Below are 21,649 nucleotides of genomic sequence, written 5' to 3'. Positions count from 1 at the left end.
ATTACTTACCTGCCTGCTGGTTGAGCACAGTCTTCACGCGAGCAATGTCGCGCTTCACTTGCGAGAGCAGGTGAGACTGCCCCAACTGACCAGTTGCCTTCTGCATACGCAGATTGAACTGGTCGCGCAGCAGACCGAGCAGTTGCTCGTTCAGCTGCTGAACCGATTTTTCACGAAGTTCATTCGCTTTCATCACATCACCGTCCGCTTAACAAAGGAGGTGGCGAGGGGCAGCTTTGCAGCAGCCAGGGCGAATGCCTCACGCGCCAGCTCTTCTGGAACACCTTCAATCTCGTACAGCACCTTGCCCGGCTGGATCTGGGCTACCCAGTACTCGACGCCGCCCTTACCTTTACCCATACGAACTTCGAGGGGCTTTTTGGTAACTGGCTTGTCCGGGAACACACGGATCCAGATCTTACCGCCACGCTTAACGTGACGAGTCAGAGCACGACGGGCCGATTCGATCTGACGAGCAGTCAGGCGACCACGGGAAACAGCTTTCAGGGCGAACTCGCCGAAGCTGACCTTGCTACCGCGATGGGCCAGACCACGGTTGTGGCCGGTCATCTGCTTGCGGAATTTTGTACGCTTGGGTTGCAGCATGTTGCGTACTCCTTACTTAGCAGCTTTCTTACGCGGCGCCGGGGCGGCAGGTTTGGACTCTTCCAGCTGGCCACCGATGACCTCGCCTTTGAAGATCCACACCTTCACACCGATCACACCGTAGGTGGTGTGCGCTTCGTAAGTGGCGTAGTCGATATCGGCACGCAGGGTGTGCAGAGGCACACGACCTTCGCGATACCATTCGGTACGGGCGATTTCTGCACCGCCAAGACGACCGCTCACCTGGATCTTGATGCCCTTGGCACCAATACGCATGGCGTTTTGTACGGCACGTTTCATGGCGCGGCGGAACATCACACGACGCTCCAGCTGCTGAGCAACGCTTTGTGCTACCAGCATACCGTCGAGCTCCGGCTTGCGGATCTCTTCGATGTTGATGTGCACAGGCACACCCATTTGCTTGGTCAGGTCCTGACGCAGCTTCTCAACATCTTCACCTTTCTTGCCGATCACGATGCCGGGACGAGCGGTGTGGATGGTGATGCGTGCGGTTTGAGCCGGACGAGCGATGTCGATACGGCTTACGGACGCGCTTTTTAGTTTGTCTTGGAGGTACTCACGAACCTTCAGGTCGGCAAACAGATAATCAGCGTATTGACGCTTGTCTGCGTACCAGACGGAGGTGTGCTCCTTGACGATTCCCAGGCGGATGCCAACGGGATGTACTTTCTGACCCATCTGATCGACTCCGTTACTTGTCCGCAACCTTGACAGTGATATGGCAAGACCGCTTGACGATGCGATCAGCACGGCCTTTGGCACGCGGCATGATGCGCTTCAGCGAACGCCCCTCGTTGACGAAAACGGTGCTGACCTTCAGGTCATCAACGTCTGCGCCTTCGTTGTGCTCGGCGTTGGCTACGGCCGACTCCAGCACTTTCTTGATGATCTCGGCGGCTTTCTTCGAGCTGAAAGCCAGCAGGTTGAGCGCTTCGCCCACCTTCTTCCCGCGGATCTGGTCGGCGACCAAGCGGGCTTTCTGGGCGGAGATTCGAGCGCCCGACAGCTTAGCGGCTACTTCCATCGTTCCTTACCCCTTAACGCTTGGCTTTCTTGTCCGCAGCGTGCCCACGATAAGTGCGGGTACCAGCGAACTCGCCGAGTTTGTGGCCGACCATGTCTTCGTTCACGAGGACCGGGACATGTTGACGACCGTTATGCACAGCAATGGTCAGACCGACCATTTGCGGCAGAATGATGGAGCGACGCGACCAGGTTTTAACCGGCTTGCGATCGTTCTTTTCCACCGCCACTTCGATCTTCTTCAGTAGGTGAAGATCGATAAAAGGACCTTTTTTCAGAGAACGCGGCACTGTCGTATCCCTCTAATTACTTACGGCGGCGAACGATCATGTTGTCGGTACGCTTGTTCGCACGGGTCTTCGCACCCTTGGTCGGGAAGCCCCACGGCGAAACAGGGTGACGACCACCAGAGGTACGACCCTCACCACCACCATGCGGGTGGTCGACCGGGTTCATGGCAACACCACGAACGGTCGGGCGAACACCGCGCCAGCGAGTGGCACCGGCTTTACCCAGGGAACGCAGACTGTGCTCGGAGTTGGATACTTCACCCAGGGTCGCACGGCACTCGGAGAGAACCTTGCGCATCTCGCCGGAGCGCAGACGCAGGGTGACGTAGGCACCTTCACGAGCTACCAGCTGGGCGGAAGCACCAGCGGAGCGAACCAGCTGTGCGCCTTTACCCGGCTTCAGTTCGATCGCATGAATGGTCGAACCAACAGGGATATTGCGCAGCGGCAGGCTGTTACCGGCCTTGATCGGAGCAGCAGCACCGGATACCAGTTGATCGCCAGCACTCACACCTTTCGGAGCGATGATGTAGCGACGCTCACCGTCGGCGTATTTCAGCAGAGCGATGTGGGCGGTACGGTTCGGATCGTATTCCACGCGCTCAACGACGGCTGGGATGCCATCCTTGTTGCGACGGAAGTCGACCAGACGGTAGTGCTGCTTGTGGCCACCGCCGATGTGGCGAGTGGTGATACGACCGTTGTTGTTACGGCCGCCAGTTTTCGACTTCTTCTCGAGCAGCGGAGCATAAGGAGCGCCTTTGTGCAGCTCCTGATTGACCACTTTGACCACGAAACGGCGGCCAGCGGAAGTCGGTTTGCATTTAACGATTGCCATGATGCGCCCCTACCTTACTCAGCACTGCTGGTGAAATCGAGATCTTGGCCAGCCTGGAGGGAGACATAAGCCTTCTTCCAGTCGTTGCGCTTGCCCAGACCGCGAGCGGTACGCTTGGTCTTGCCCTGTACATTGACAGTGCGGACCTCGTCCACTTTCACGCTGAACAGGCTTTCAACGGCCTTCTTGATTTCCAGCTTGGTTGCATCAACGGCAACCTTGAAAACGAATTGGCTCTTACCATCTGCCAGCACGGAGGCTTTCTCGGAGATGTGCGGGCCAACCAGCACTTTGAATACGCGTTCCTGGTTCATGCCAGCAGCTCCTCGAATTTCTTCACGGCCGACACGGTTACCAGCACTTTGTCGAAGGCGATCAGGCTGACCGGATCGGTGCCTTGAACGTCACGAACATCAACGTGCGGCAGGTTGCGCGCAGCCAGGTACAGATTCTGGTCAACGGCTTCGGTAACGATCAGCACATCGGTCAGACCCATGCCATCCAGCTTGCCCAGCAGAGCCTTGGTCTTCGGGGCGTCGACGGCGAAGTCTTCAACCACGACCAGGCGATCCAGACGGACCAGCTCGGAGAGGATGGAGCGCAGAGCAGCGCGGTACATCTTCTTGTTCAGCTTTTGGCTGTGATCCTGCGGCTTGGCCGCGAAGGTCACACCACCGCCACGCCAGATCGGACCAACACTGGAGCCGGAACGAGCACGACCGGTGCCCTTCTGACGCCACGGCTTTTTGCCACCACCGGTGACTTCAGCGCGAGTTTTCTGAGCACGGGAGCCCTGACGACCGCCAGCCATGTAGGCGACGACTGCCTGGTGCACCAGAGTCTCGTTGAACTCACCGCCGAACGTGCGCTCGCTGACTTCGATAGCCTGAGCGCCATTTACATTCAGTTGCATCTCAGCTTCCCCTATTAACCGCGAGCTTTGACAGCCGGACGAACCAGCACGTCGCCACCGGTAGCGCCAGGAACGGCACCCTTGACCAGCAGCAGATTACGCTCGGCGTCGACACGGACCACTTCCAGGGACTGCACGGTCACGCGCTCAGCGCCCATATGACCGGACATTTTCTTGCCCTTGAAGACACGACCAGGAGTCTGGCACTGGCCGATGGAGCCCGGAGCACGGTGGGAAACGGAGTTACCGTGGGTATTGTCCTGACCGCGGAAGTTCCAGCGCTTGATGGTACCGGCGTAGCCTTTACCTTTGGACTCACCGGTAACGTCTACCAGTTGGCCAGCTTGGAACAGTTCGGCAGTGATCTGATCGCCAGCCTGGTATTCGCCGTCCTGCAGACGGAATTCCCAGACGCCACGACCAGCAGCGACATTAGCCTTGGCGAAATGACCAGCCTGAGCCTTGGTCACGCGGGAAGCACGACGCTCACCCACGGTTACCTGCACAGCGCGGTAGCCATCGCTATCTTCGGATTTGAACTGAGTGACACGATTCGGCTCGATCTCAATGACCGTAACCGGAATGGAGACACCTTCTTCGGTGAAAATACGGGTCATACCCGCCTTTCGACCGACTACACCAATAGTCATGTTGTAAACCTCATGAGTGTACGGGGCTTTCACCCGCTATGGCCGCCCATTTCAGAGCGTTACACGACTAAAACCGCCAGGTTTTAGCCGAGGCTGATCTGCACTTCCACGCCAGCAGCAAGGTCAAGCTTCATCAGCGCATCGACGGTTTTATCCGTCGGCTGGACGATGTCCAGAACACGCTTATGAGTGCGAATCTCGTACTGATCACGCGCGTCTTTGTTGACGTGCGGGGAGATCAGAACGGTGAAACGCTCCTTGCGAGTGGGCAGCGGAATAGGACCACGCACCTGAGCACCAGTACGTTTCGCGGTTTCCACGATTTCCTGGGTGGATTGATCGATCAGGCGATGGTCAAAAGCCTTCAACCGAATACGGATTTGTTGGTTTTGCATTTTGACCTCAGACTCTATCTCTGCTTTCCCCAACGGACGGACTACGCCCGTTAAAAGGAGGCGTGATTGTACGGATGCCCCCTGGGGGTGTCAACTTTTAACCAATCACAAAGAAAAAAGGGCCCCGAAGGGCCCTTTTCCTCAACAGCCGTCGATTACTCGATGACTTTGGCAACCACGCCGGCACCAACGGTACGGCCGCCTTCGCGAATTGCGAAACGCAGGCCGTCGTCCATGGCGATCGGCTTGATCAGGGTGACAACCATCTTGATGTTGTCGCCCGGCATTACCATCTCAACGCCTTCCGGCAGTTCGCACGAACCGGTTACGTCGGTGGTACGGAAGTAGAACTGCGGACGGTAGCCCTTGAAGAACGGGGTGTGACGACCACCTTCTTCTTTGGACAGAACGTACACTTCAGCTTCGAACTTGGTGTGCGGCTTGATGGTGCCCGGCTTGGCCAGAACCTGACCACGCTCTACGTCGTCACGCTTGGTGCCGCGCAGCAGAACGCCGCAGTTCTCGCCAGCACGACCTTCGTCGAGCAGCTTGCGGAACATTTCAACGCCGGTGCAGGTGGTCTTGGTGGTGTCACGCAGACCAACGATCTCGATTTCTTCCTGGATCTTGACGATGCCGCGCTCAACACGACCGGTTACCACGGTACCGCGGCCGGAGATGGAGAACACGTCTTCGATCGGCATCAGGAACGGCATGTCGATGGCACGAACCGGCTCAGGGATGTAGGCATCCAGAGTCTCGACCAGCTTCTTAACAGCGCTGGTACCCATTTCGTTGTCGTCTTGGCCGTTCAGAGCCATCAGAGCGGAACCGATGATGATCGGAGTGTCGTCGCCCGGGAAGTCGTAGGTGGACAGCAGGTCACGAACTTCCATCTCGACCAGCTCCAGCAGCTCGGCGTCGTCCACCATGTCAGCCTTGTTCAGGAAGACAACGATGTAAGGAACACCCACCTGACGGGACAGCAGGATGTGCTCGCGGGTCTGCGGCATCGGGCCATCGGCGGCCGAGCAAACCAGGATCGCGCCGTCCATCTGGGCAGCACCGGTGATCATGTTCTTCACGTAGTCGGCGTGGCCCGGGCAGTCAACGTGCGCGTAGTGGCGAACGGCCGAGTCGTACTCAACGTGAGCGGTGTTGATGGTGATACCGCGAGCTTTCTCTTCCGGAGCGGAGTCGATCTTGTCGAAGTCGACCTTGGCCGAACCGAATACTTCGGAGCAGACGCGGGTCAGAGCAGCGGTCAGAGTGGTTTTACCGTGGTCAACGTGACCGATGGTGCCAACGTTGACGTGCGGTTTGTTACGTTCGAATTTTTCTTTAGCCACGACAGTGAACCTCTTGCCTAAAGGGCTGAATCAGCCTTGTTTTTTAACCAGTGCTTCGACGATGTTCGACGGAGCTTCGGAGTATTTGGAGAATTCCATGGAGTAGCTTGCGCGACCCTGGGACATGGAACGCACGTCGGTCGCGTAACCGAACATCTCGCCCAGCGGAACCTCAGCACGGATCACCTTGCCGGAAACCGTGTCTTCCATACCCTGGATCAGACCACGACGACGGTTCAGGTCACCCATCACGTCACCCATGTAGTCCTCAGGGGTTACCACTTCGACCTTCATGATCGGCTCAAGCACAACACCGCCGCCCTTCTGAGCGAGCTGCTTGGTCGCCATGGAGGCGGCCACCTTGAACGCCATCTCGTTGGAGTCGACGTCATGGTAGGAACCATCGAACACGGTCGCCTTCAGGCCGATCAGCGGATAGCCGGCAACAACGCCGTTCTTCATCTGCTCTTCGATGCCCTTCTGGATGGCCGGGATGTATTCCTTCGGAACCACACCGCCCACGACTTCGTTGACGAATACCAGACCTTCCTGACCTTCGTCAGCCGGCGCGAAGCGAATCCAGCAGTGACCGAACTGACCGCGACCACCGGACTGGCGAACGAACTTGCCTTCGATCTCACAGTTCTTGGTGATCTTCTCGCGGTAGGAAACCTGCGGCTTACCGATGTTGGCCTCGACGTTGAATTCGCGACGCATACGGTCGACCAGGATGTCCAGGTGCAGTTCACCCATACCGGAGATGATGGTCTGGCCGGTTTCTTCGTCGGTCTTGACGCGGAACGACGGGTCTTCCTGGGCCAGCTTGCCCAGAGCGATACCCATCTTCTCCTGGTCAGCCTTGGTCTTCGGCTCTACAGCTACCGAGATTACCGGCTCCGGGAAGTCCATACGCTCGAGGATGATCGGCTTGTCCGGATCGCACAGGGTTTCACCAGTGGTGACGTCCTTCATGCCGATCAGAGCAGCGATGTCACCAGCGCGCACTTCTTTGATCTCGTCACGCTGGTTGGCGTGCATCTGCACCATACGACCAACGCGCTCTTTCTTGCCCTTGACCGAGTTGATCACCGAGTCACCGGAGTTCAGCACGCCCGAGTAGACGCGAACGAAGGTCAGAGTACCTACGAACGGGTCGGTAGCGATCTTGAACGCCAGAGCGGAGAACGGCTCCGCATCGTCAGCATGACGCTCGTCGTACTGCGCGTCAGTGATCTCTTCCTTCGGAGTGTCGACCAGGTCAGGGTGGATACCCTTGATCGCCGGGATCTCGGTCGGAGCAGGCAGGAAGTCGATCACGGCGTCGAGAACCAGGGGCACGCCCTTGTTCTTGAACGAGGAACCGCAAACGGCCGGAACGATTTCGCAGGCGATGGTACGCTGACGCAGGCCGGCCTTGATCTCTTCGATCGACAGCTCGCCCTCCTCCAGGTACTTGTTCATCAGCTCTTCGCTGGCTTCGGCGGCAGCCTCAACCATGTTCGAGCGCCACTCGTTGGCCAGGTCAAGCAGCTCGGCAGGAATCTCTTCCTCGCGGTAGCTGGTGCCCTTGTCGTCTTCGTTCCAGTAGATCGCCTTCATCTTCAGCAGGTCGATCTGGCCCTGGAAGTCGTCTTCCGCGCCGATGGCCAGCTGAACCGGGACCGGAGTGTGGCCCAGACGCTGCTTGATCTGACCGACGACGCGCAGGAAGTTGGCACCGGCGCGGTCCATCTTGTTTACGTAGACGATACGCGGAACGCCGTACTTGTTGGCCTGACGCCATACGGTTTCGGACTGCGGCTCAACGCCAGAAGTGCCGCAGAACACCACGACAGCACCGTCCAGCACGCGCAGAGAGCGCTCAACTTCAATGGTGAAGTCTACGTGGCCGGGGGTATCGATGACGTTTACGCGGTACTTGTCGTACTGACCACGCGAACCTTCCCAGAAGGTGGTGATGGCAGCGGAGGTAATGGTGATACCACGCTCCTGCTCCTGCACCATCCAGTCGGTAGTGGCAGCGCCGTCATGCACCTCACCCATCTTGTGGCTGAGACCTGTGTAGAACAGGATCCGCTCGGTAGTGGTGGTCTTGCCCGCGTCAACGTGGGCGCAGATACCAATGTTCCGGTAGCGGTTAATTGCTGTGTTACGAGCCATAAAGCCCTCGCAAAAGAATGGAAGCCGTAATTAGAAGCGGTAGTGCGAGAACGCTTTGTTGGCCTCGGCCATACGGTGCACGTCTTCACGCTTCTTGACAGCAGCGCCTTTGCCTTCGAAGGCATCCAGCAGCTCACCAGCCAGGCGCAGGGCCATGGACTTCTCACCACGCTTGCGCGCGCTTTCTACCAGCCAACGCATGGCCAGAGCATTACGACGGGACGGACGAACTTCGACCGGAACCTGGTAGGTAGCACCGCCTACACGGCGGGACTTTACTTCGACCAGCGGAGCGATGGCGTCGAGAGCTTTCTCGAAGATCTCCAGGGGATCGCTGTTCTTGCGGGTTTTGACGGTTTCCAGAGCACCGTAAACGATGCGCTCGGCCACGGCCTTTTTACCGCTTTCCATCACGTGGTTCATGAACTTGGCGAGAATCAGGCTTCCGTATTTCGGATCGTCCAAAATCTCACGCTTAGCTGCTACACGACGTCTTGGCATGATAAGCCCTCAAACGGTCTTCAGGTTAGCCCGGGACCAATAACCATTGGGTTACGCCCGACCTTACTCTTATCGACTCAATAAATAGAAAAATGGCAGACCGAATTACTTCGGACGCTTGGTACCGTACTTCGAGCGACCCTGCTTACGGTCTTTGACACCGGTGGTGTCCAGCGAACCGCGAACAGTGTGGTAGCGCACACCCGGAAGGTCTTTTACACGACCGCCACGGATCAGCACGACGCTGTGCTCTTGCAGGTTGTGACCTTCACCGCCGATGTAGGAGGTGACTTCAAAACCGTTGGTCAGACGAACACGGCACACTTTACGCAGTGCGGAGTTCGGTTTCTTCGGCGTGGTGGTGTACACGCGAGTGCACACGCCACGGCGCTGCGGGCAGTTCTGCAGCGCAGGCACGTCGCTCTTCTCGACGATACGCTTGCGCGGCTGGCGTACCAGCTGGTTGATAGTTGCCATCTATAAGCTCCACTGTTGTCTTTCGACGCTATTGCCCTAAAGCAAAATGGCAGAGCTAGTCGCCCTGCCAAATTTAGGGGTGCATGAGTCTAAAGAGACACACGCCCCCAGTCAAGACAAGGCCCCGGGCGATTGCTCGCCCGGGGCCTTATCCGATCAGTTGCCGCTGGAGTTCAGCGCTTCGGTCAGAGCCGCTTCGACCTCGCTAGCGCTCACGCGCTGAGGCTTGTCGGCGTCACGACGACGCTTACGCTCGCTGTGGTAGGCCAGGCCGGTACCGGCCGGGATCAGACGACCCACAACAACGTTCTCCTTCAGGCCGCGCAGGTAGTCGCGCTTGCCGGTCACGGCCGCTTCGGTCAGCACGCGGGTGGTTTCCTGGAAGGAAGCCGCGGAGATGAACGATTCGGTGGACAGCGAAGCCTTGGTGATACCCAGCAGAACGCGCTCGAACTTGGCGATGAACTTGTCTTCGCCGGCCAGCACTTCGTTCTCGCCCAGGACGTGGGTCAGTTCCATCTGGTCGCCCTTGATGAAGCTGGAGTCGCCGGATTCGCTGATCTCAACCTTGCGCAGCATCTGACGCAGAATGGTCTCGATGTGCTTGTCGTTGATCTTCACGCCCTGCAGACGGTAAACGTCCTGGATCTCGTTGACGATGTACTTGGCCAGCGCGCTGACACCCAGCAGACGCAGGATGTCGTGCGGATCGCTCGGGCCGTCGGAGATGACTTCGCCGCGGTTCACTTGTTCGCCTTCGAAGACGTTCAGGTGACGCCACTTCGGAATCAGCTCCTCGTACGGATCGCTGCCATCGGTCGGGGTGATGACCAGACGGCGCTTGCCCTTGGTCTCCTTGCCGAACGAGATGGTGCCGCTGATTTCCGCAAGGATCGAAGCCTCTTTCGGACGACGGGCTTCGAACAGGTCGGCAACGCGCGGCAGACCACCGGTGATGTCGCGGGTCTTCGAGGTTTCCTGCGGGATACGGGCGATAACGTCACCGACACCGATCTGCGCACCGTCAGCCACGCCGACCAGGGCGTTGGCCGGCAGGAAGTACTGGGCCGGTACGTCGGTACCCGGCAGCAGCAGTTCCTTGCCATTGGCGTCGACCATCTTGATCGCCGGACGAATGTCCTTGCCAGCAGCCGGACGATCCTTCGGATCGAGGACTTCGATGTTGGTCAGACCGGTCAGTTCGTCGGTCTGGCGCTTGATGGTGATGCCTTCCTCCATGCCGACGAAGGTCACGGTACCCTTCATTTCGGTCACGATCGGGTGGGTATGCGGGTCCCACTTGGCGACGATGGCGCCAGCGTCGACCTTGTCGCCTTCCTTCACGGAAATCACGGCACCGTACGGCAGCTTGTAGCGCTCGCGCTCGCGACCGAATTCGTCGGCCACGGCCAGCTCGCCGGAACGGGACACGGCCACCAGGTTGCCGTCGGCACGCTCGACGTGCTTCAGGTTGTGCAGGCGGATCGCACCACCGTTCTTCACCTGGACGTTGTCGGCAGCCGAAGTACGGCTGGCAGCACCACCGATGTGGAACGTACGCATGGTCAGCTGGGTACCCGGCTCACCGATGGACTGGGCGGCGATGACGCCGACCGCTTCACCGATGTTGACCTGGTGACCACGGGCCAGATCGCGGCCGTAGCACTTGGCGCAGATGCCATAGCGGGTTTCGCAGGTGATCGGCGAACGCACGATCACTTCGTCGATGCTGTTGCGCTCGATGAACTCGACCCACTGCTCGTCGACCAGGGTACCGGCCGGAACGATGATTTCATCGCTGCCCGGCTTAGGCACGTCCTTGGCGATCACACGGCCGAGTACGCGCTCACCGAGCGGCTCGACCACGTCGCCGCCTTCGATGTGCGGAGTCATCAGCAGACCGTGTTCGGTGCCGCAGTCGACTTCGGTCACCACCAGGTCCTGGGCCACGTCGACCAGGCGACGGGTCAGGTAACCGGAGTTCGCGGTCTTCAGTGCGGTATCCGCCAGACCTTTACGAGCACCGTGAGTGGAGATGAAGTACTGCAGTACGTTCAGGCCTTCACGGAAGTTCGCGGTGATCGGGGTCTCGATGATGGAGCCGTCCGGCTTGGCCATCAGACCACGCATACCGGCCAGCTGACGGATCTGGGCAGCGCTACCACGAGCACCGGAGTCCGCCATCATGTACATGGAGTTGAAGGACTCCTGGTCGACTTCCTTGCCTTCGCGGTCGACGACCTTCTCTTTCGAGAGGTTGGCCATCATCGCCTTGGACACTTCGTCGTTGGCCTTGGACCAGAGGTCGATCACCTTGTTGTACTTCTCGCCCTGGGTAACCAGGCCGGAGGCGTACTGCGATTCGATTTCCTTCACTTCCTCGGTGGCGGCGTCGATGATGCGCGCCTTCTCGTCCGGGATGACGAAGTCGTTCACGCCGATCGACACACCGGAGATGGTCGAGTAGGCGAAACCGGTGTACATCAGCTGGTCGGCGAAGATCACGGTGTCCTTCAGACCCACGGTGCGGTAGCACTGGTTGATCAGACGGGAGATCGCCTTCTTCTTCATCGACTGGTTGACCACGTCATAGGACAGGCCGGCCGGTACGATCTGGAACAGCAGCGCGCGGCCGACGGTGGTGTCGACGATGCGGGTGTTCTTGACCAGGCTGCCGTCCTTCTGCTTGACGGTCTCGTTGATGCGCACCTTGACCTTGGCGTGCAGGGAGGCCTCGCCGGCGCGGAACACGCGGTCGACTTCCTGCAGGTCGGCGAATACGCGACCTTCGCCTTTGGCGTTAACGGCTTCGCGGGTCATGTAGTACAGACCCAGAACCACGTCCTGGGACGGCACGATGATCGGCTCGCCGTTGGCGGGCGACAACACGTTGTTGGTGGACATCATCAGCGCGCGGGCTTCCAGCTGGGCCTCGAGGGTCAGCGGAACGTGCACGGCCATCTGGTCACCGTCGAAGTCAGCGTTGTACGCGGCACAGACCAGCGGGTGCAGCTGGATGGCTTTACCTTCGATCAGAACCGGCTCGAACGCCTGGATGCCCAGACGGTGCAGGGTCGGTGCGCGGTTGAGCAGCACGGGATGTTCGCGGATGACTTCGGCGAGAACGTCCCAGACCTCGGGCAGTTCGCGCTCGACCATCTTCTTGGCCGCCTTGATGGTGGTGGCCATGCCGCGGGCTTCGAGCTTGCCGAAGATGAACGGCTTGAACAGCTCGAGGGCCATCTTCTTCGGCAGACCGCACTGGTGCAGACGCAGGGTCGGGCCCACGGTGATCACGGAACGACCGGAGTAGTCCACGCGCTTACCGAGCAGGTTCTGACGGAAGCGACCTTGCTTACCTTTGATCATGTCGGCCAGGGACTTCAGCGGACGCTTGTTCGAGCCGGTGATGGCGCGACCGCGACGGCCGTTGTCCAGCAGGGCGTCGACCGCTTCCTGCAGCATGCGCTTTTCGTTGCGCACGATGATGTCCGGAGCGGCCAGGTCGAGCAGGCGCTTCAGACGGTTGTTACGGTTGATCACGCGGCGATACAGATCGTTGAGATCGGAAGTCGCGAAGCGGCCACCATCCAGCGGGACCAGCGGACGCAGGTCCGGCGGCAGTACCGGCAGAACGGTCAGGACCATCCACTCCGGGTGGTTGCCGGAGTCCTTGAAGGCTTCCATCAGCTTCAGGCGCTTGGACAGCTTCTTGATCTTGGTCTCGGAGTTGGTCTGCGGAATCTCTTCGCGCAGGCGGCCGATCTCATGATCCAGGTCGATGGCGTTGAGCAGCTCGCGAACGGCCTCGGCGCCCATGCGCGCGTCGAAGTCGTCACCGAACTCTTCGAGGGCTTCGAAGTACTGCTCGTCGTTCAGCAGCTGACCCTTCTCCAGGGTGGTCATGCCCGGATCGATCACCACGTAGCTCTCGAAATAGAGCACGCGTTCGATGTCACGCAGGGTCATGTCCAGCAGCAGGCCGATACGGGACGGCAGGGACTTCAGGAACCAGATGTGGGCGACCGGCGAGGCCAGTTCGATGTGCGCCATGCGCTCACGACGGACCTTGGCCAGGGCCACTTCCACGCCGCACTTCTCGCAGATCACGCCGCGGTGCTTGAGGCGCTTGTACTTACCGCACAGGCACTCGTAGTCCTTGACCGGGCCAAAGATCTTGGCGCAGAACAGGCCGTCACGCTCGGGCTTGAAGGTACGGTAGTTGATGGTTTCCGGTTTTTTCACTTCACCGAAAGACCAGGAACGGATCATCTCAGGCGAAGCCAGACCGATACGGATCGCATCGAACTCTTCAACCTGACCCTGGTTTTTCAACAGATTCAGCAAGTCTTTCAAGGCCTTTCCTCCTCACGGACCTGCTGCGGCCGACGGTGCGGCCGCAGCAAGGCGTGTTATTCGGTTTCCAGTTCGATGTCGATACCGAGCGAGCGGATCTCTTTGATCAACACGTTGAAGGACTCGGGCATGCCGGCCTCCATGCGGTGATCGCCGTCCACGATGTTCTTGTACATCTTGGTTCGGCCGTTCACGTCGTCCGACTTCACGGTCAGCATTTCCTGCAGGGTGTAGGCGGCGCCGTAGGCTTCCAGTGCCCAGACCTCCATCTCACCGAAGCGCTGACCACCGAACTGCGCCTTACCACCCAGCGGCTGCTGGGTAACCAGGCTGTAGGAACCGGTGGAACGAGCGTGCATCTTGTCGTCGACCAGGTGGTTCAGCTTGAGCATGTACATGTAGCCGACGGTGGTCGGACGCTCGAACTGGTTACCGGTACGACCGTCGAACAGACGCATCTGACCGCTTTCCGGCAGATCGGCCAGCTTCAGCATGGCCTTGATCTCGGTTTCCTTGGCACCGTCGAACACGGCGGTAGCCATCGGAACGCCGCCCTTCAGGTTCTTCGCCAGCTCGAGGATCTCGGTGTCCGAGAACTCGTTCAGGCTTTCCTGGCGACCGCCGATCTCGTTGTAGATCTCGTTGAGGAACTTGCGCAGTTCGGCGATCTTGCGCTGCTCTTCGAGCATGCGGTTGATCTTCTCGCCCAGGCCCTTGGCCGCCAAGCCCAGGTGGGTTTCGAGGATCTGACCGACGTTCATACGCGAAGGTACGCCCAGCGGGTTGAGGACGATGTCGACCGGGGTGCCATTGGCATCGTGCGGCATGTCTTCGACCGGCATGATCACCGAGACCACACCCTTGTTACCGTGACGACCGGCCATCTTGTCGCCCGGCTGGATGCGGCGCTTGATGGCCAGGTAGACCTTGACGATCTTCAGTACGCCCGGCGCCAGGTCGTCGCCCTGCTGCAGCTTGCGCTTCTTGTCTTCGAACTTGTCGTCGAGCATCTGGCGACGATCGCTGATGTAGGCCTGGGCCTTCTCCAGCTGCTCGTTCAGAGCGTCGTCAGCCATGCGCAGCTTGAACCACTGGCCACGCTCCAGACCGTCGAGGTACTCGTCGGTGATCGCGGTGCCTTTCTTCAGGCCAGCGCCGCCTTCGGCCTTGGCACCGACCAGGGCGGAACGCAGACGCTCGAAGGTGGCGCCTTCGACGATGCGGAACTCTTCGTTGAGGTCCTTGCGGATCTCGTCGAGCTGCTGCTTCTCGATGGCCAGGGCGCGGCTGTCGCGCTCCACGCCGTCACGGGTGAAGACCTGGACGTCGATGACGGTGCCCTTGGTGCCGGTCGGCACGCGCAGGGAGGTGTCCTTAACGTCGCTGGCCTTCTCACCGAAGATCGCACGCAGCAGTTTTTCTTCCGGAGTCAGCTGGGTCTCGCCTTTCGGGGTGACCTTGCCGACCAGGATGTCGCCGGCCATGACTTCGGCGCCGACGTAAACGATACCGGCTTCGTCCAGCTTGTTCAGCGCAGCCTCACCCACGTTCGGGATGTCCGCGGTGATTTCCTCTGGGCCGAGCTTGGTGTCACGCGCCACGCAGGTCAGTTCCTGGATGTGGATCGTGGTGAAGCGGTCTTCCTGGACCACGCGCTCGGACAGGCAGATGGAGTCTTCGAAGTTGAAGCCGTTCCACGGCATGAACGCGACGCGCATGTTCTGACCCAGCGCCAGTTCACCCATGTCGGTGGACGGGCCGTCGGCCATGATGTCGCCACGCGCCACCACGTCACCCTTGCTGACCAGCGGACGCTGGTTGATGCAGGTGTTCTGGTTGGAGCGGGTGTACTTGGTCAGGTTGTAGATGTCGACACCGGCTTCACCGGTTTCCACTTCGTCATCGGCAACACGTACCACGATGCGGCTGGCGTCGACGGAGTCGATCACACCACCGCGACGGGCCACGACGCAGACGCCGGAGTCACGGGCGACGTTGCGCTCCATACCGGTACCTACCAGCGGCTTGTCGGCGCGCAGGGTCGGTACAGCCTGACGCTGCATGTTAGAGCCCATGAGTGCACGGTTGGCGTCGTCGTGCTCGAGGAACGGAATCAGCGAGGCAGCGACGGAAACAACCTGCTTCGGCGAAACGTCCATCAGGGTCACGTCTTCCGGCGCCTTGACGGTGAACTCGTTGAGGTGACGCACAGCCACCAGCTCATCGACCAACTGGCCCTTGGCGTTCATGGTCGCCGAAGCCTGGGCGATCACGTGATCGGCCTCTTCGATGGCGGACAGGAACACGATCTCGTCGGTGACCTTGGTGTCCTTCACCACGCGGTACGGGCTTTCCAGGAAGCCGTACTGGTTGGTGCGGGCATAGGCGGCCAGGGAGTTGATCAGACCGATGTTCGGACCTTCAGGGGTCTCGATCGGGCACACGCGGCCGTAGTGGGTCGGGTGTACGTCGCGGACTTCAAAGCCGGCGCGCTCACGGGTCAGACCGCCCGGGCCGAGTGCGGAGACGCGGCGCTTGTGGGTGATCTCGGAGAGCGGGTTGTTCTGGTCCATGAACTGGGAGAGCTGGCTGGAACCGAAGAACTCCTTCACCGCCGCCGCAACCGGCTTGGCGTTGATCAGGTCCTGCGGCATCAGGCCTTCGCTTTCGGCCATCGACAGACGCTCTTTGACCGCGCGCTCGACGCGGACCAGGCCAACGCGGAACTGGTTCTCGGCCATCTCGCCGACGCAACGTACGCGACGGTTACCCAGGTGATCGATGTCGTCGACGATGCCCTTGCCGTTACGGATGTCGACCAGGGTCTTCAGAACGTCGACGATGTCTTCCTTGGAGAGAACGCCGGAGCCTTCGATCTCGGTGCGACCGATACGACGGTTGAACTTCATGCGGCCGACGGCGGACAGATCGTAACGCTCGGCGCTGAAGAACAGGTTGTTGAACAGGGTCTCGGCGGCATCCTTGGTTGGCGGCTCGCCAGGACGCATCATGCGGTAGATCTCGACCAGGGCTTCCAGCTGGTTGCCGGTGGAGTCGATCTTCAGCGTGTCGGAGATGAACGGACCGCAATCGATGTCGTTGGTGTACAGGGTCTCGATGCGGACCACCTGGGCCTTGACGATCTTGGCCAGCAGGTCGGTGGTCATCTCGGTGTTGCACTCGGCAACGATCTCGCCGGTGGCCGGGTGCACGATGGCCTTGGCGGTGGTGCGGCCCAGCAGGTAGTCGAGCGGAACTTCCAGCTCTTTGATGCCGGCCTTGTCGATCTGGTTGATGTGGCGCGCGGTGATACGGCGGCCCTGCTCAACGATGACCTTGCCCTTCTCGTCCTTGATGTCGAACGCGGCGATCTCGCCACGCAGACGCTGCGGCACCAGTTCCAGGTTCAGGGTCTCGCCCTTCACATGGAAGACGTTGGTGTCATAGAAGGTGTCCAGCACTTCCTCGGTGCTGTAGCCCAAGGCGCGCAGCAGGACGGAAGCCGGCAGCTTGCGGCGACGGTCGATACGGACGAACACGGCGTCCTTCGGATCGAACTCGAAGTCCAGCCAGGAACCGCGGTAGGGGATGATACGCGCGGAGTACAGCAGCTTGCCGGAGCTGTGGGTCTTGCCACGGTCGTGGTCGAAGAACACACCCGGGGAGCGGTGCAGCTGGGAGACGATCACACGCTCGGTACCGTTGATGATGAAGGTACCGTTCTCGGTCATGAGCGGAATTTCGCCCATGTACACTTCTTGCTCTTTGATGTCCTTGATCGCTTTGTTCGACGATTCTTTGTCGAAGATGATCAGACGGACTTTGACCCGCAGCGGCACGGCGAAGGTCACGCCACGCAGCACGCACTCTTTGACGTCGAACGCGGGCTCGCCCAGGCGGTAGCCAACGTACTCGAGAGCGGCGTTGCCGGAGTAGCTGATGATCGGGAATACGGACTTGAAGGCCGCATGCAGGCCAACGTCGCGGAACTGCTCCTTGCTCACTCCTTGCTGCAGGAATTCGCGATACGAATCCAGCTGGATGGCCAGGAGATACGGCACATCCATCACATCCGGCAACTTGCTAAAGTCCTTGCGGATACGTTTTTTCTCAGTGTATGAGTAAGCCATCAGCGTTCCCCAGCTTGGTCACCTGCTTGTTTGGCCGCTGCCGACGGCAACGACCAGAAAATCGTGCAAACCCTTGGTTTGCGCCGCCCTCGGGCGGGGTTTTCACGCCATGGACAGAGCTCATTCGAACTCCGCCCATAACGGAAAAAGGCCGGTGGCATTAGCCACCAGCCATCAGCCTTTCGCTTAACGCTCGGGCTGTAGACGCAAGGTCGTCGCTTACTTGAGCTCGACTTTGGCGCCAGCTTCTTCCAGCTTCTTCTTGGCGTCTTCAGCAGCTTCCTTGGTCAGGCCTTCGGCGATGACTTGCGGAGCGGTGTCGACTTTCTCTTTGGCTTCTTTCAGACCCAGACCGGTCAGCTCGCGAACAGCCTTGATCACGTTGACTTTCTTGTCGCCGGCTTCGGCCAGAACAACGTTGAACTCGGTCTGCTCTTCAGCAGCGGCAGCAGCCGGGCCAGCAGCAGCAACGGTGGCAGCAGCGGCGGTAACGCCGAACTTCTCTTCCATTGCCTTGATCAGCTCAACAACTTCCAGAACGGTTTTCTGGCCGATGGCTTCGATGATTTGCTCGTTAGTCAGAGACATGACTTAAATCCTGTATTGGGGTGACAGCCTACGCAGCCATCAAATTAAACATATGATTTGAAAGGTACTTCCGCGCCTCAGGCGGCGGCAGCTTCTTTCTGGTCGCGAACGGCCGCCAGAGTACGAGCCAGCTTGCTGGTAGCGCCTTGAATCACGCTCATCAGCTGCGAAATGGCTTCGTCGTAGGTCGGCAGAGTTGCCAGTACGTCGATCTGGTTTGCTGCGAGGAACTTGCCCTCGAACGCAGCTGCCTTGATCTCGAACTTGTCGTTACCTTTAGCGAACTCTTTGAACAGACGGGCAGCAGCGCCCGGGTGCTCGTTGGAGAAAGCGATCAAGGTCGGGCCGGCGAAGACGTCGTTGAGGATACTGTACTCAGTATCAGCAACTGCACGCTTGAGCAGGGTGTTACGTACGACTTTCACGTACACACCAGCTTCACGAGCCTCTTTACGGAGTCCGGTCATAGCGCCAACAGTCACACCGCGGGCATCAGCCACAACAGCGGACAGGGCGACTTTGGCAGCCTCGTTGACTTCAGCGACGATGGCCTTCTTGTCTTCGAGTTTAATTGCCACGGGTAAAACTCCTGCTTGTTACCGTTTCACCTGATCGAAACCAGGTGTCGTTTTGGTGTCTGATTCGGTAAGGAACCGGGAGCACCATCTGCGTAGGCTTGTGGAGATCGCTCTCCGGGTTTAAGGCTTGCGCCGCCTACGGTCTTGGATAGCCCCCGCCAGGCAGGGACCCCAATCTTTCAGGCCGACGGACAAGTCCGTCGGCCAAATCACTTACGCTTCCAGGGAAGCCTGATCGATGACCAGACCCGGACCCATGGTGGTGCTCAGGGTCACGCGCTTGACGTACACACCTTTGGAGGTGGACGGCTTCAGACGCTTCAGGTCGGACAGCAGGGCTTCCACGTTCTGCTTCAGCGCGGCGGCTTCGAAGCCGACCTTGCCAACAGAGGTGTGGATGATGCCGTTCTTGTCGGTACGGAAACGCACCTGACCGGCCTTGGCGTTCTTCACGGCGGTAGCCACGTCCGGAGTCACGGTGCCGACTTTCGGGTTCGGCATCAGACCGCGCGGACCGAGGACCTGGCCCAGCTGACCAACAACGCGCATGGCGTCCGGGGAAGCGATGACCACGTCGTAGTTCAGGTCGCCGGCTTTCATTTCGGCAGCCAGTTCGTCCATACCGACCTTGTCAGCGCCGGCAGCCAGAGCAGCCTCAGCGCCCGGGCCCTGGGTGAACACGGCAACGCGGACGGTCTTGCCAGTGCCGTTCGGCAGCACGGTGGCGCCACGCACGACCTGGTCGGATTTACGCGGGTCTACGCCCAGGTTCACGGAGACGTCGAAGGACTCGGTGAACTTGACGGTGGACAGCTCGGCCAGCAGCTTGGCGGCCTCTTCGAAGTTGTAAGCCTTGCCGGCTTCGATCTTCTCGGCGATAGCCTTCTGACGCTTGGTTACCTTAGCCATTACACACCCTCCACGTTCAGGCCCATGCTACGAGCGGAGCCGGCGATGGTACGCACGGCCGCATCCAGGTCAGCGGCGGTCAGATCGGCCTGCTTGGTCTTGGCGATCTCTTCCAGCTGAGCACGGGTAACGGTGCCAACTTTGACGGTGTTCGGACGAGCGGAACCGCTGGTCAGGCCGGCAGCCTTCTTCAGCAGAACCGAAGCCGGGGTGCTTTTGGTTTCAAAGGTGAAGCTGCGGTCGCTGTAAACGGTGATGATCACAGGAGTCGGCAGACCAGGCTCCATGCCCTGGGTCTTGGCGTTGAACGCCTTGCAGAATTCCATGATGTTCACGCCGTGCTGACCCAGAGCGGGGCCGACGGGTGGCGACGGGTTGGCCTGGCCGGCCTTTACTTGCAGCTTGATGTAAGCCTGAATCTTCTTAGCCATGAGCTACTCCAATATCGGGTCAGACGCCTCACTGAGGCTCCCCGGTTAGTACGCATTTATCCCAGTGACGACAAAACCCCACAGCCAGCGGCTGCGGGGTTCGGGATGCATTGTCCAGTTATGCCTTCTCGACCTGACTGAACTCCAGCTCCACCGGCGTGGAGCGACCGAAAATAAGCACGGCCACTTGGATCCGGCTCTTCTCGTAGTTAACTTCTTCGACGACACCATTGAAGTCGGCAAACGGACCATCGATAACACGAACGGTCTCGCCCGGCTCGAACAGAGTCTTCGGCTTCGGCTTGTCGCCGCTATCGGCAACACGACGCAGGATGGCGTCGGCTTCTTTCTCGGTGATCGGCGCCGGCTTGTCGGCAGTGCCACCAATGAAGCCCATCACGCGAGGCGTGTCCTTGATCAGGTGCCAAGTCGCCTCGTTCATTTCCATCTGAACCAGCACATAGCCAGGGAAGAACTTCCGCTCGCTCTTGCGCTTCTGGCCATTACGCATCTCCACCACTTCTTCGGTGGGGACCAGAATTTCGCCGAACTCGTCTTCCATGCCAGCCAGCTTGACGCGCTCGATCAGCGAGCGCATGACATGCTTCTCGTAACCCGAGTAAGCATGCACAACGTACCAACGCTTAGCCACGGGACACCCTTAACCGACAATCAACGAAACAAGCCAGCCCAGCAGGCTATCCAAGCCCCACAGGACCAACGACATCACCAGAACCACAGCGACCACGATCAGCGTGGTTTGTGTGGTTTCCTGGCGGGTCGGCCAGACAACCTTGCGAATCTCGATACGCGCTTCTTTTGCCAGAGCAAAGAACGCCTGACCTTTCGCAGTCTGCAGCGCGACGAAACCGACCACTACGGCCAGCGCCAGCAGAGCCAATACGCGATACAGAAGCGGTTCAGCCGAGAAATACTGATTGCCGACAACACCTGCGACGACCAGAGCAGCCACTACGAGCCACTTCAGGGCGTCAAAGCGGGAGTCTTTAGCTTCAGCTTTGGCATTCATGAGAAAACCCTGTCGAAAGAAACGCCAGATCCACTTTTATCCAGGAATCTGGCAGGCCAGGAGGGAATCGAACCCCCAACCTGCGGTTTTGGAGACCGCCGCTCTGCCAATTGAGCTACTGGCCTAAAATCGAAGTAAGGCCGACCATTATGCCGACCTTACCGAGACAGATCAACCGATTACTCGATGACCTTGGCAACCACGCCGGCACCAACGGTACGGCCGCCTTCGCGAATTGCGAAACGCAGGCCGTCGTCCATGGCGATCGGCTTGATCAGGGTGACAACCATTTTGATGTTGTCGCCCGGCATTACCATCTCAACGCCTTCCGGCAGTTCGCACGAACCGGTTACGTCGGTGGTACGGAAGTAGAACTGCGGACGGTAGCCCTTGAAGAACGGGGT

General features: G+C 59.5%; 22 protein-coding genes, 1 tRNA gene and 1 pseudogene. All 24 read right to left on the bottom strand.

From position 1 onward, the window contains the following. Window position 1 precedes the first annotated feature (1 nt). Window positions 2-193, bottom strand: a complete 192-nt coding sequence (gene rpmC, locus FFS62_RS22790) for a 50S ribosomal protein L29 (RefSeq protein ID WP_016490538.1) — start codon at window positions 191-193, stop codon at window positions 2-4. Then, a complete protein-coding gene (rplP, locus tag FFS62_RS22785; protein WP_043310310.1) occupies window positions 193-606 on the bottom strand; it encodes a 50S ribosomal protein L16 in 414 nt (137 codons plus the stop codon). The genes rpmC and rplP overlap by 1 nt, the downstream gene beginning before the upstream one ends. 12 nt (window positions 607-618) lie before the next feature. Then, window positions 619-1,305, bottom strand: coding sequence for a 30S ribosomal protein S3 (gene rpsC, locus FFS62_RS22780; RefSeq protein ID WP_137975142.1), 687 nt, complete (start codon window positions 1,303-1,305; stop codon window positions 619-621). Window positions 1,306-1,318: 13 nt separating this feature from the next. After that, a complete protein-coding gene (rplV, locus tag FFS62_RS22775) occupies window positions 1,319-1,651 on the bottom strand; it encodes a 50S ribosomal protein L22 (RefSeq protein ID WP_003210077.1) in 333 nt (110 codons plus the stop codon). A gap of 13 nt (window positions 1,652-1,664) precedes the next feature. Next, on the bottom strand, window positions 1,665-1,940 hold the full coding sequence (gene rpsS, locus FFS62_RS22770; RefSeq protein WP_003448728.1) for a 30S ribosomal protein S19: 276 nt from the start codon (window positions 1,938-1,940) through the stop codon (window positions 1,665-1,667). Window positions 1,941-1,956: 16 nt separating this feature from the next. After that, window positions 1,957-2,778, bottom strand: a complete 822-nt coding sequence (gene rplB, locus FFS62_RS22765) for a 50S ribosomal protein L2 (protein ID WP_137975141.1) — start codon at window positions 2,776-2,778, stop codon at window positions 1,957-1,959. Window positions 2,779-2,792: 14 nt separating this feature from the next. Beyond that, window positions 2,793-3,092: a 50S ribosomal protein L23 gene (gene rplW, locus FFS62_RS22760; RefSeq protein ID WP_021702707.1), complete on the bottom strand. Its 300-nt coding sequence runs from the start codon at window positions 3,090-3,092 to the stop codon at window positions 2,793-2,795. Then, entirely contained in the window at window positions 3,089-3,691 is a 603-nt protein-coding gene (gene rplD, locus FFS62_RS22755) for a 50S ribosomal protein L4 (RefSeq protein ID WP_043310306.1), read from the bottom strand. The genes rplW and rplD overlap by 4 nt, the downstream gene beginning before the upstream one ends. A 14-nt stretch (window positions 3,692-3,705) precedes the next feature. Then, window positions 3,706-4,341, bottom strand: a complete 636-nt coding sequence (gene rplC, locus FFS62_RS22750) for a 50S ribosomal protein L3 (protein WP_137975140.1) — start codon at window positions 4,339-4,341, stop codon at window positions 3,706-3,708. 83 nt (window positions 4,342-4,424) lie between these two features. Beyond that, the gene (gene rpsJ / locus FFS62_RS22745; RefSeq protein WP_003103876.1) at window positions 4,425-4,736 is read right to left on the bottom strand and encodes a 30S ribosomal protein S10; all 312 of its coding nucleotides are present in this window, start codon (window positions 4,734-4,736) and stop codon (window positions 4,425-4,427) included. Window positions 4,737-4,891: 155 nt separating this feature from the next. Then, window positions 4,892-6,085, bottom strand: a complete 1,194-nt coding sequence (tuf, locus tag FFS62_RS22740; protein ID WP_137975139.1) for an elongation factor Tu — start codon at window positions 6,083-6,085, stop codon at window positions 4,892-4,894. Window positions 6,086-6,115: 30 nt separating this feature from the next. Further along, window positions 6,116-8,245, bottom strand: coding sequence for an elongation factor G (gene fusA / locus FFS62_RS22735; RefSeq protein ID WP_137975138.1), 2,130 nt, complete (start codon window positions 8,243-8,245; stop codon window positions 6,116-6,118). A 30-nt stretch (window positions 8,246-8,275) separates the two neighbouring features. Then, window positions 8,276-8,746 carry a 30S ribosomal protein S7 gene (gene rpsG, locus FFS62_RS22730; protein ID WP_021702712.1) on the bottom strand — a complete coding sequence of 157 codons (471 nt, stop codon included), beginning with the start codon at window positions 8,744-8,746 and terminating at the stop codon, window positions 8,276-8,278. Window positions 8,747-8,851: 105 nt separating this feature from the next. Then, the gene (gene rpsL, locus FFS62_RS22725) at window positions 8,852-9,223 is read right to left on the bottom strand and encodes a 30S ribosomal protein S12 (protein ID WP_021217014.1); all 372 of its coding nucleotides are present in this window, start codon (window positions 9,221-9,223) and stop codon (window positions 8,852-8,854) included. A 156-nt stretch (window positions 9,224-9,379) separates the two neighbouring features. Next, complete coding sequence (gene rpoC / locus FFS62_RS22720) at window positions 9,380-13,579, bottom strand: DNA-directed RNA polymerase subunit beta' (protein ID WP_137975137.1); 4,200 nt, start codon at window positions 13,577-13,579, stop codon at window positions 9,380-9,382. 56 nt (window positions 13,580-13,635) lie between these two features. Then, window positions 13,636-17,709 carry a DNA-directed RNA polymerase subunit beta gene (gene rpoB / locus FFS62_RS22715; RefSeq protein ID WP_137975136.1) on the bottom strand — a complete coding sequence of 1,358 codons (4,074 nt, stop codon included), beginning with the start codon at window positions 17,707-17,709 and terminating at the stop codon, window positions 13,636-13,638. Between the two features lie 219 nt (window positions 17,710-17,928). Continuing rightward, window positions 17,929-18,297, bottom strand: a complete 369-nt coding sequence (rplL, locus tag FFS62_RS22710; protein ID WP_043310286.1) for a 50S ribosomal protein L7/L12 — start codon at window positions 18,295-18,297, stop codon at window positions 17,929-17,931. Between the two features lie 77 nt (window positions 18,298-18,374). Further along, a complete protein-coding gene (gene rplJ, locus FFS62_RS22705; RefSeq protein ID WP_137975135.1) occupies window positions 18,375-18,875 on the bottom strand; it encodes a 50S ribosomal protein L10 in 501 nt (166 codons plus the stop codon). A 213-nt stretch (window positions 18,876-19,088) separates the two neighbouring features. Then, the gene (gene rplA / locus FFS62_RS22700) at window positions 19,089-19,784 is read right to left on the bottom strand and encodes a 50S ribosomal protein L1 (protein WP_137975134.1); all 696 of its coding nucleotides are present in this window, start codon (window positions 19,782-19,784) and stop codon (window positions 19,089-19,091) included. Continuing rightward, window positions 19,784-20,215, bottom strand: coding sequence for a 50S ribosomal protein L11 (gene rplK, locus FFS62_RS22695; protein ID WP_004373444.1), 432 nt, complete (start codon window positions 20,213-20,215; stop codon window positions 19,784-19,786). Before rplK ends, rplA begins: the two co-directional genes overlap by 1 nt. A 118-nt stretch (window positions 20,216-20,333) precedes the next feature. Beyond that, window positions 20,334-20,867, bottom strand: coding sequence for a transcription termination/antitermination protein NusG (nusG, locus tag FFS62_RS22690; protein WP_021702718.1), 534 nt, complete (start codon window positions 20,865-20,867; stop codon window positions 20,334-20,336). A 9-nt stretch (window positions 20,868-20,876) separates the two neighbouring features. Beyond that, the gene (gene secE, locus FFS62_RS22685; RefSeq protein WP_137975133.1) at window positions 20,877-21,245 is read right to left on the bottom strand and encodes a preprotein translocase subunit SecE; all 369 of its coding nucleotides are present in this window, start codon (window positions 21,243-21,245) and stop codon (window positions 20,877-20,879) included. A gap of 49 nt (window positions 21,246-21,294) precedes the next feature. Continuing rightward, window positions 21,295-21,370, bottom strand: a tRNA-Trp gene (locus FFS62_RS22680). Between the two features lie 54 nt (window positions 21,371-21,424). Beyond that, window positions 21,425-21,649, bottom strand: a pseudogene (gene tuf / locus FFS62_RS22675) (elongation factor Tu); the annotation flags it as partial.

Origin of the sequence: Pseudomonas sp. F(2018) (assembly GCF_005508865.1) — a bacterium.
Lineage (GTDB): Bacteria > Pseudomonadota > Gammaproteobacteria > Pseudomonadales > Pseudomonadaceae > Aquipseudomonas.
The sequence above is the reverse complement of the archived record's forward strand: the minus strand, read 5'-3'. Positions and strand labels throughout refer to the sequence as shown.

Coding starts and splice junctions, on each gene's coding strand:
- rplL (WP_043310286.1), bottom strand. CDS start 18,297: ATGTCTCTGACTAACGAGCAAATCATCGAAGCCATCGGCCAGAAAACC.
- rplV (WP_003210077.1), bottom strand. CDS start 1,651: ATGGAAGTAGCCGCTAAGCTGTCGGGCGCTCGAATCTCCGCCCAGAAA.
- rpsC (WP_137975142.1), bottom strand. CDS start 1,305: ATGGGTCAGAAAGTACATCCCGTTGGCATCCGCCTGGGAATCGTCAAG.
- fusA (WP_137975138.1), bottom strand. CDS start 8,245: ATGGCTCGTAACACAGCAATTAACCGCTACCGGAACATTGGTATCTGC.
- rpoB (WP_137975136.1), bottom strand. CDS start 17,709: ATGGCTTACTCATACACTGAGAAAAAACGTATCCGCAAGGACTTTAGC.
- secE (WP_137975133.1), bottom strand. CDS start 21,245: ATGAATGCCAAAGCTGAAGCTAAAGACTCCCGCTTTGACGCCCTGAAG.
- rpsL (WP_021217014.1), bottom strand. CDS start 9,223: ATGGCAACTATCAACCAGCTGGTACGCCAGCCGCGCAAGCGTATCGTC.
- rplA (WP_137975134.1), bottom strand. CDS start 19,784: ATGGCTAAGGTAACCAAGCGTCAGAAGGCTATCGCCGAGAAGATCGAA.
- rplD (WP_043310306.1), bottom strand. CDS start 3,691: ATGCAACTGAATGTAAATGGCGCTCAGGCTATCGAAGTCAGCGAGCGC.
- rplP (WP_043310310.1), bottom strand. CDS start 606: ATGCTGCAACCCAAGCGTACAAAATTCCGCAAGCAGATGACCGGCCAC.
- rpsG (WP_021702712.1), bottom strand. CDS start 8,746: ATGCCAAGACGTCGTGTAGCAGCTAAGCGTGAGATTTTGGACGATCCG.
- rplC (WP_137975140.1), bottom strand. CDS start 4,341: ATGACTATTGGTGTAGTCGGTCGAAAGGCGGGTATGACCCGTATTTTC.
- rplK (WP_004373444.1), bottom strand. CDS start 20,215: ATGGCTAAGAAGATTCAGGCTTACATCAAGCTGCAAGTAAAGGCCGGC.
- rpsJ (WP_003103876.1), bottom strand. CDS start 4,736: ATGCAAAACCAACAAATCCGTATTCGGTTGAAGGCTTTTGACCATCGC.
- rpmC (WP_016490538.1), bottom strand. CDS start 193: ATGAAAGCGAATGAACTTCGTGAAAAATCGGTTCAGCAGCTGAACGAG.
- rplB (WP_137975141.1), bottom strand. CDS start 2,778: ATGGCAATCGTTAAATGCAAACCGACTTCCGCTGGCCGCCGTTTCGTG.
- rplW (WP_021702707.1), bottom strand. CDS start 3,092: ATGAACCAGGAACGCGTATTCAAAGTGCTGGTTGGCCCGCACATCTCC.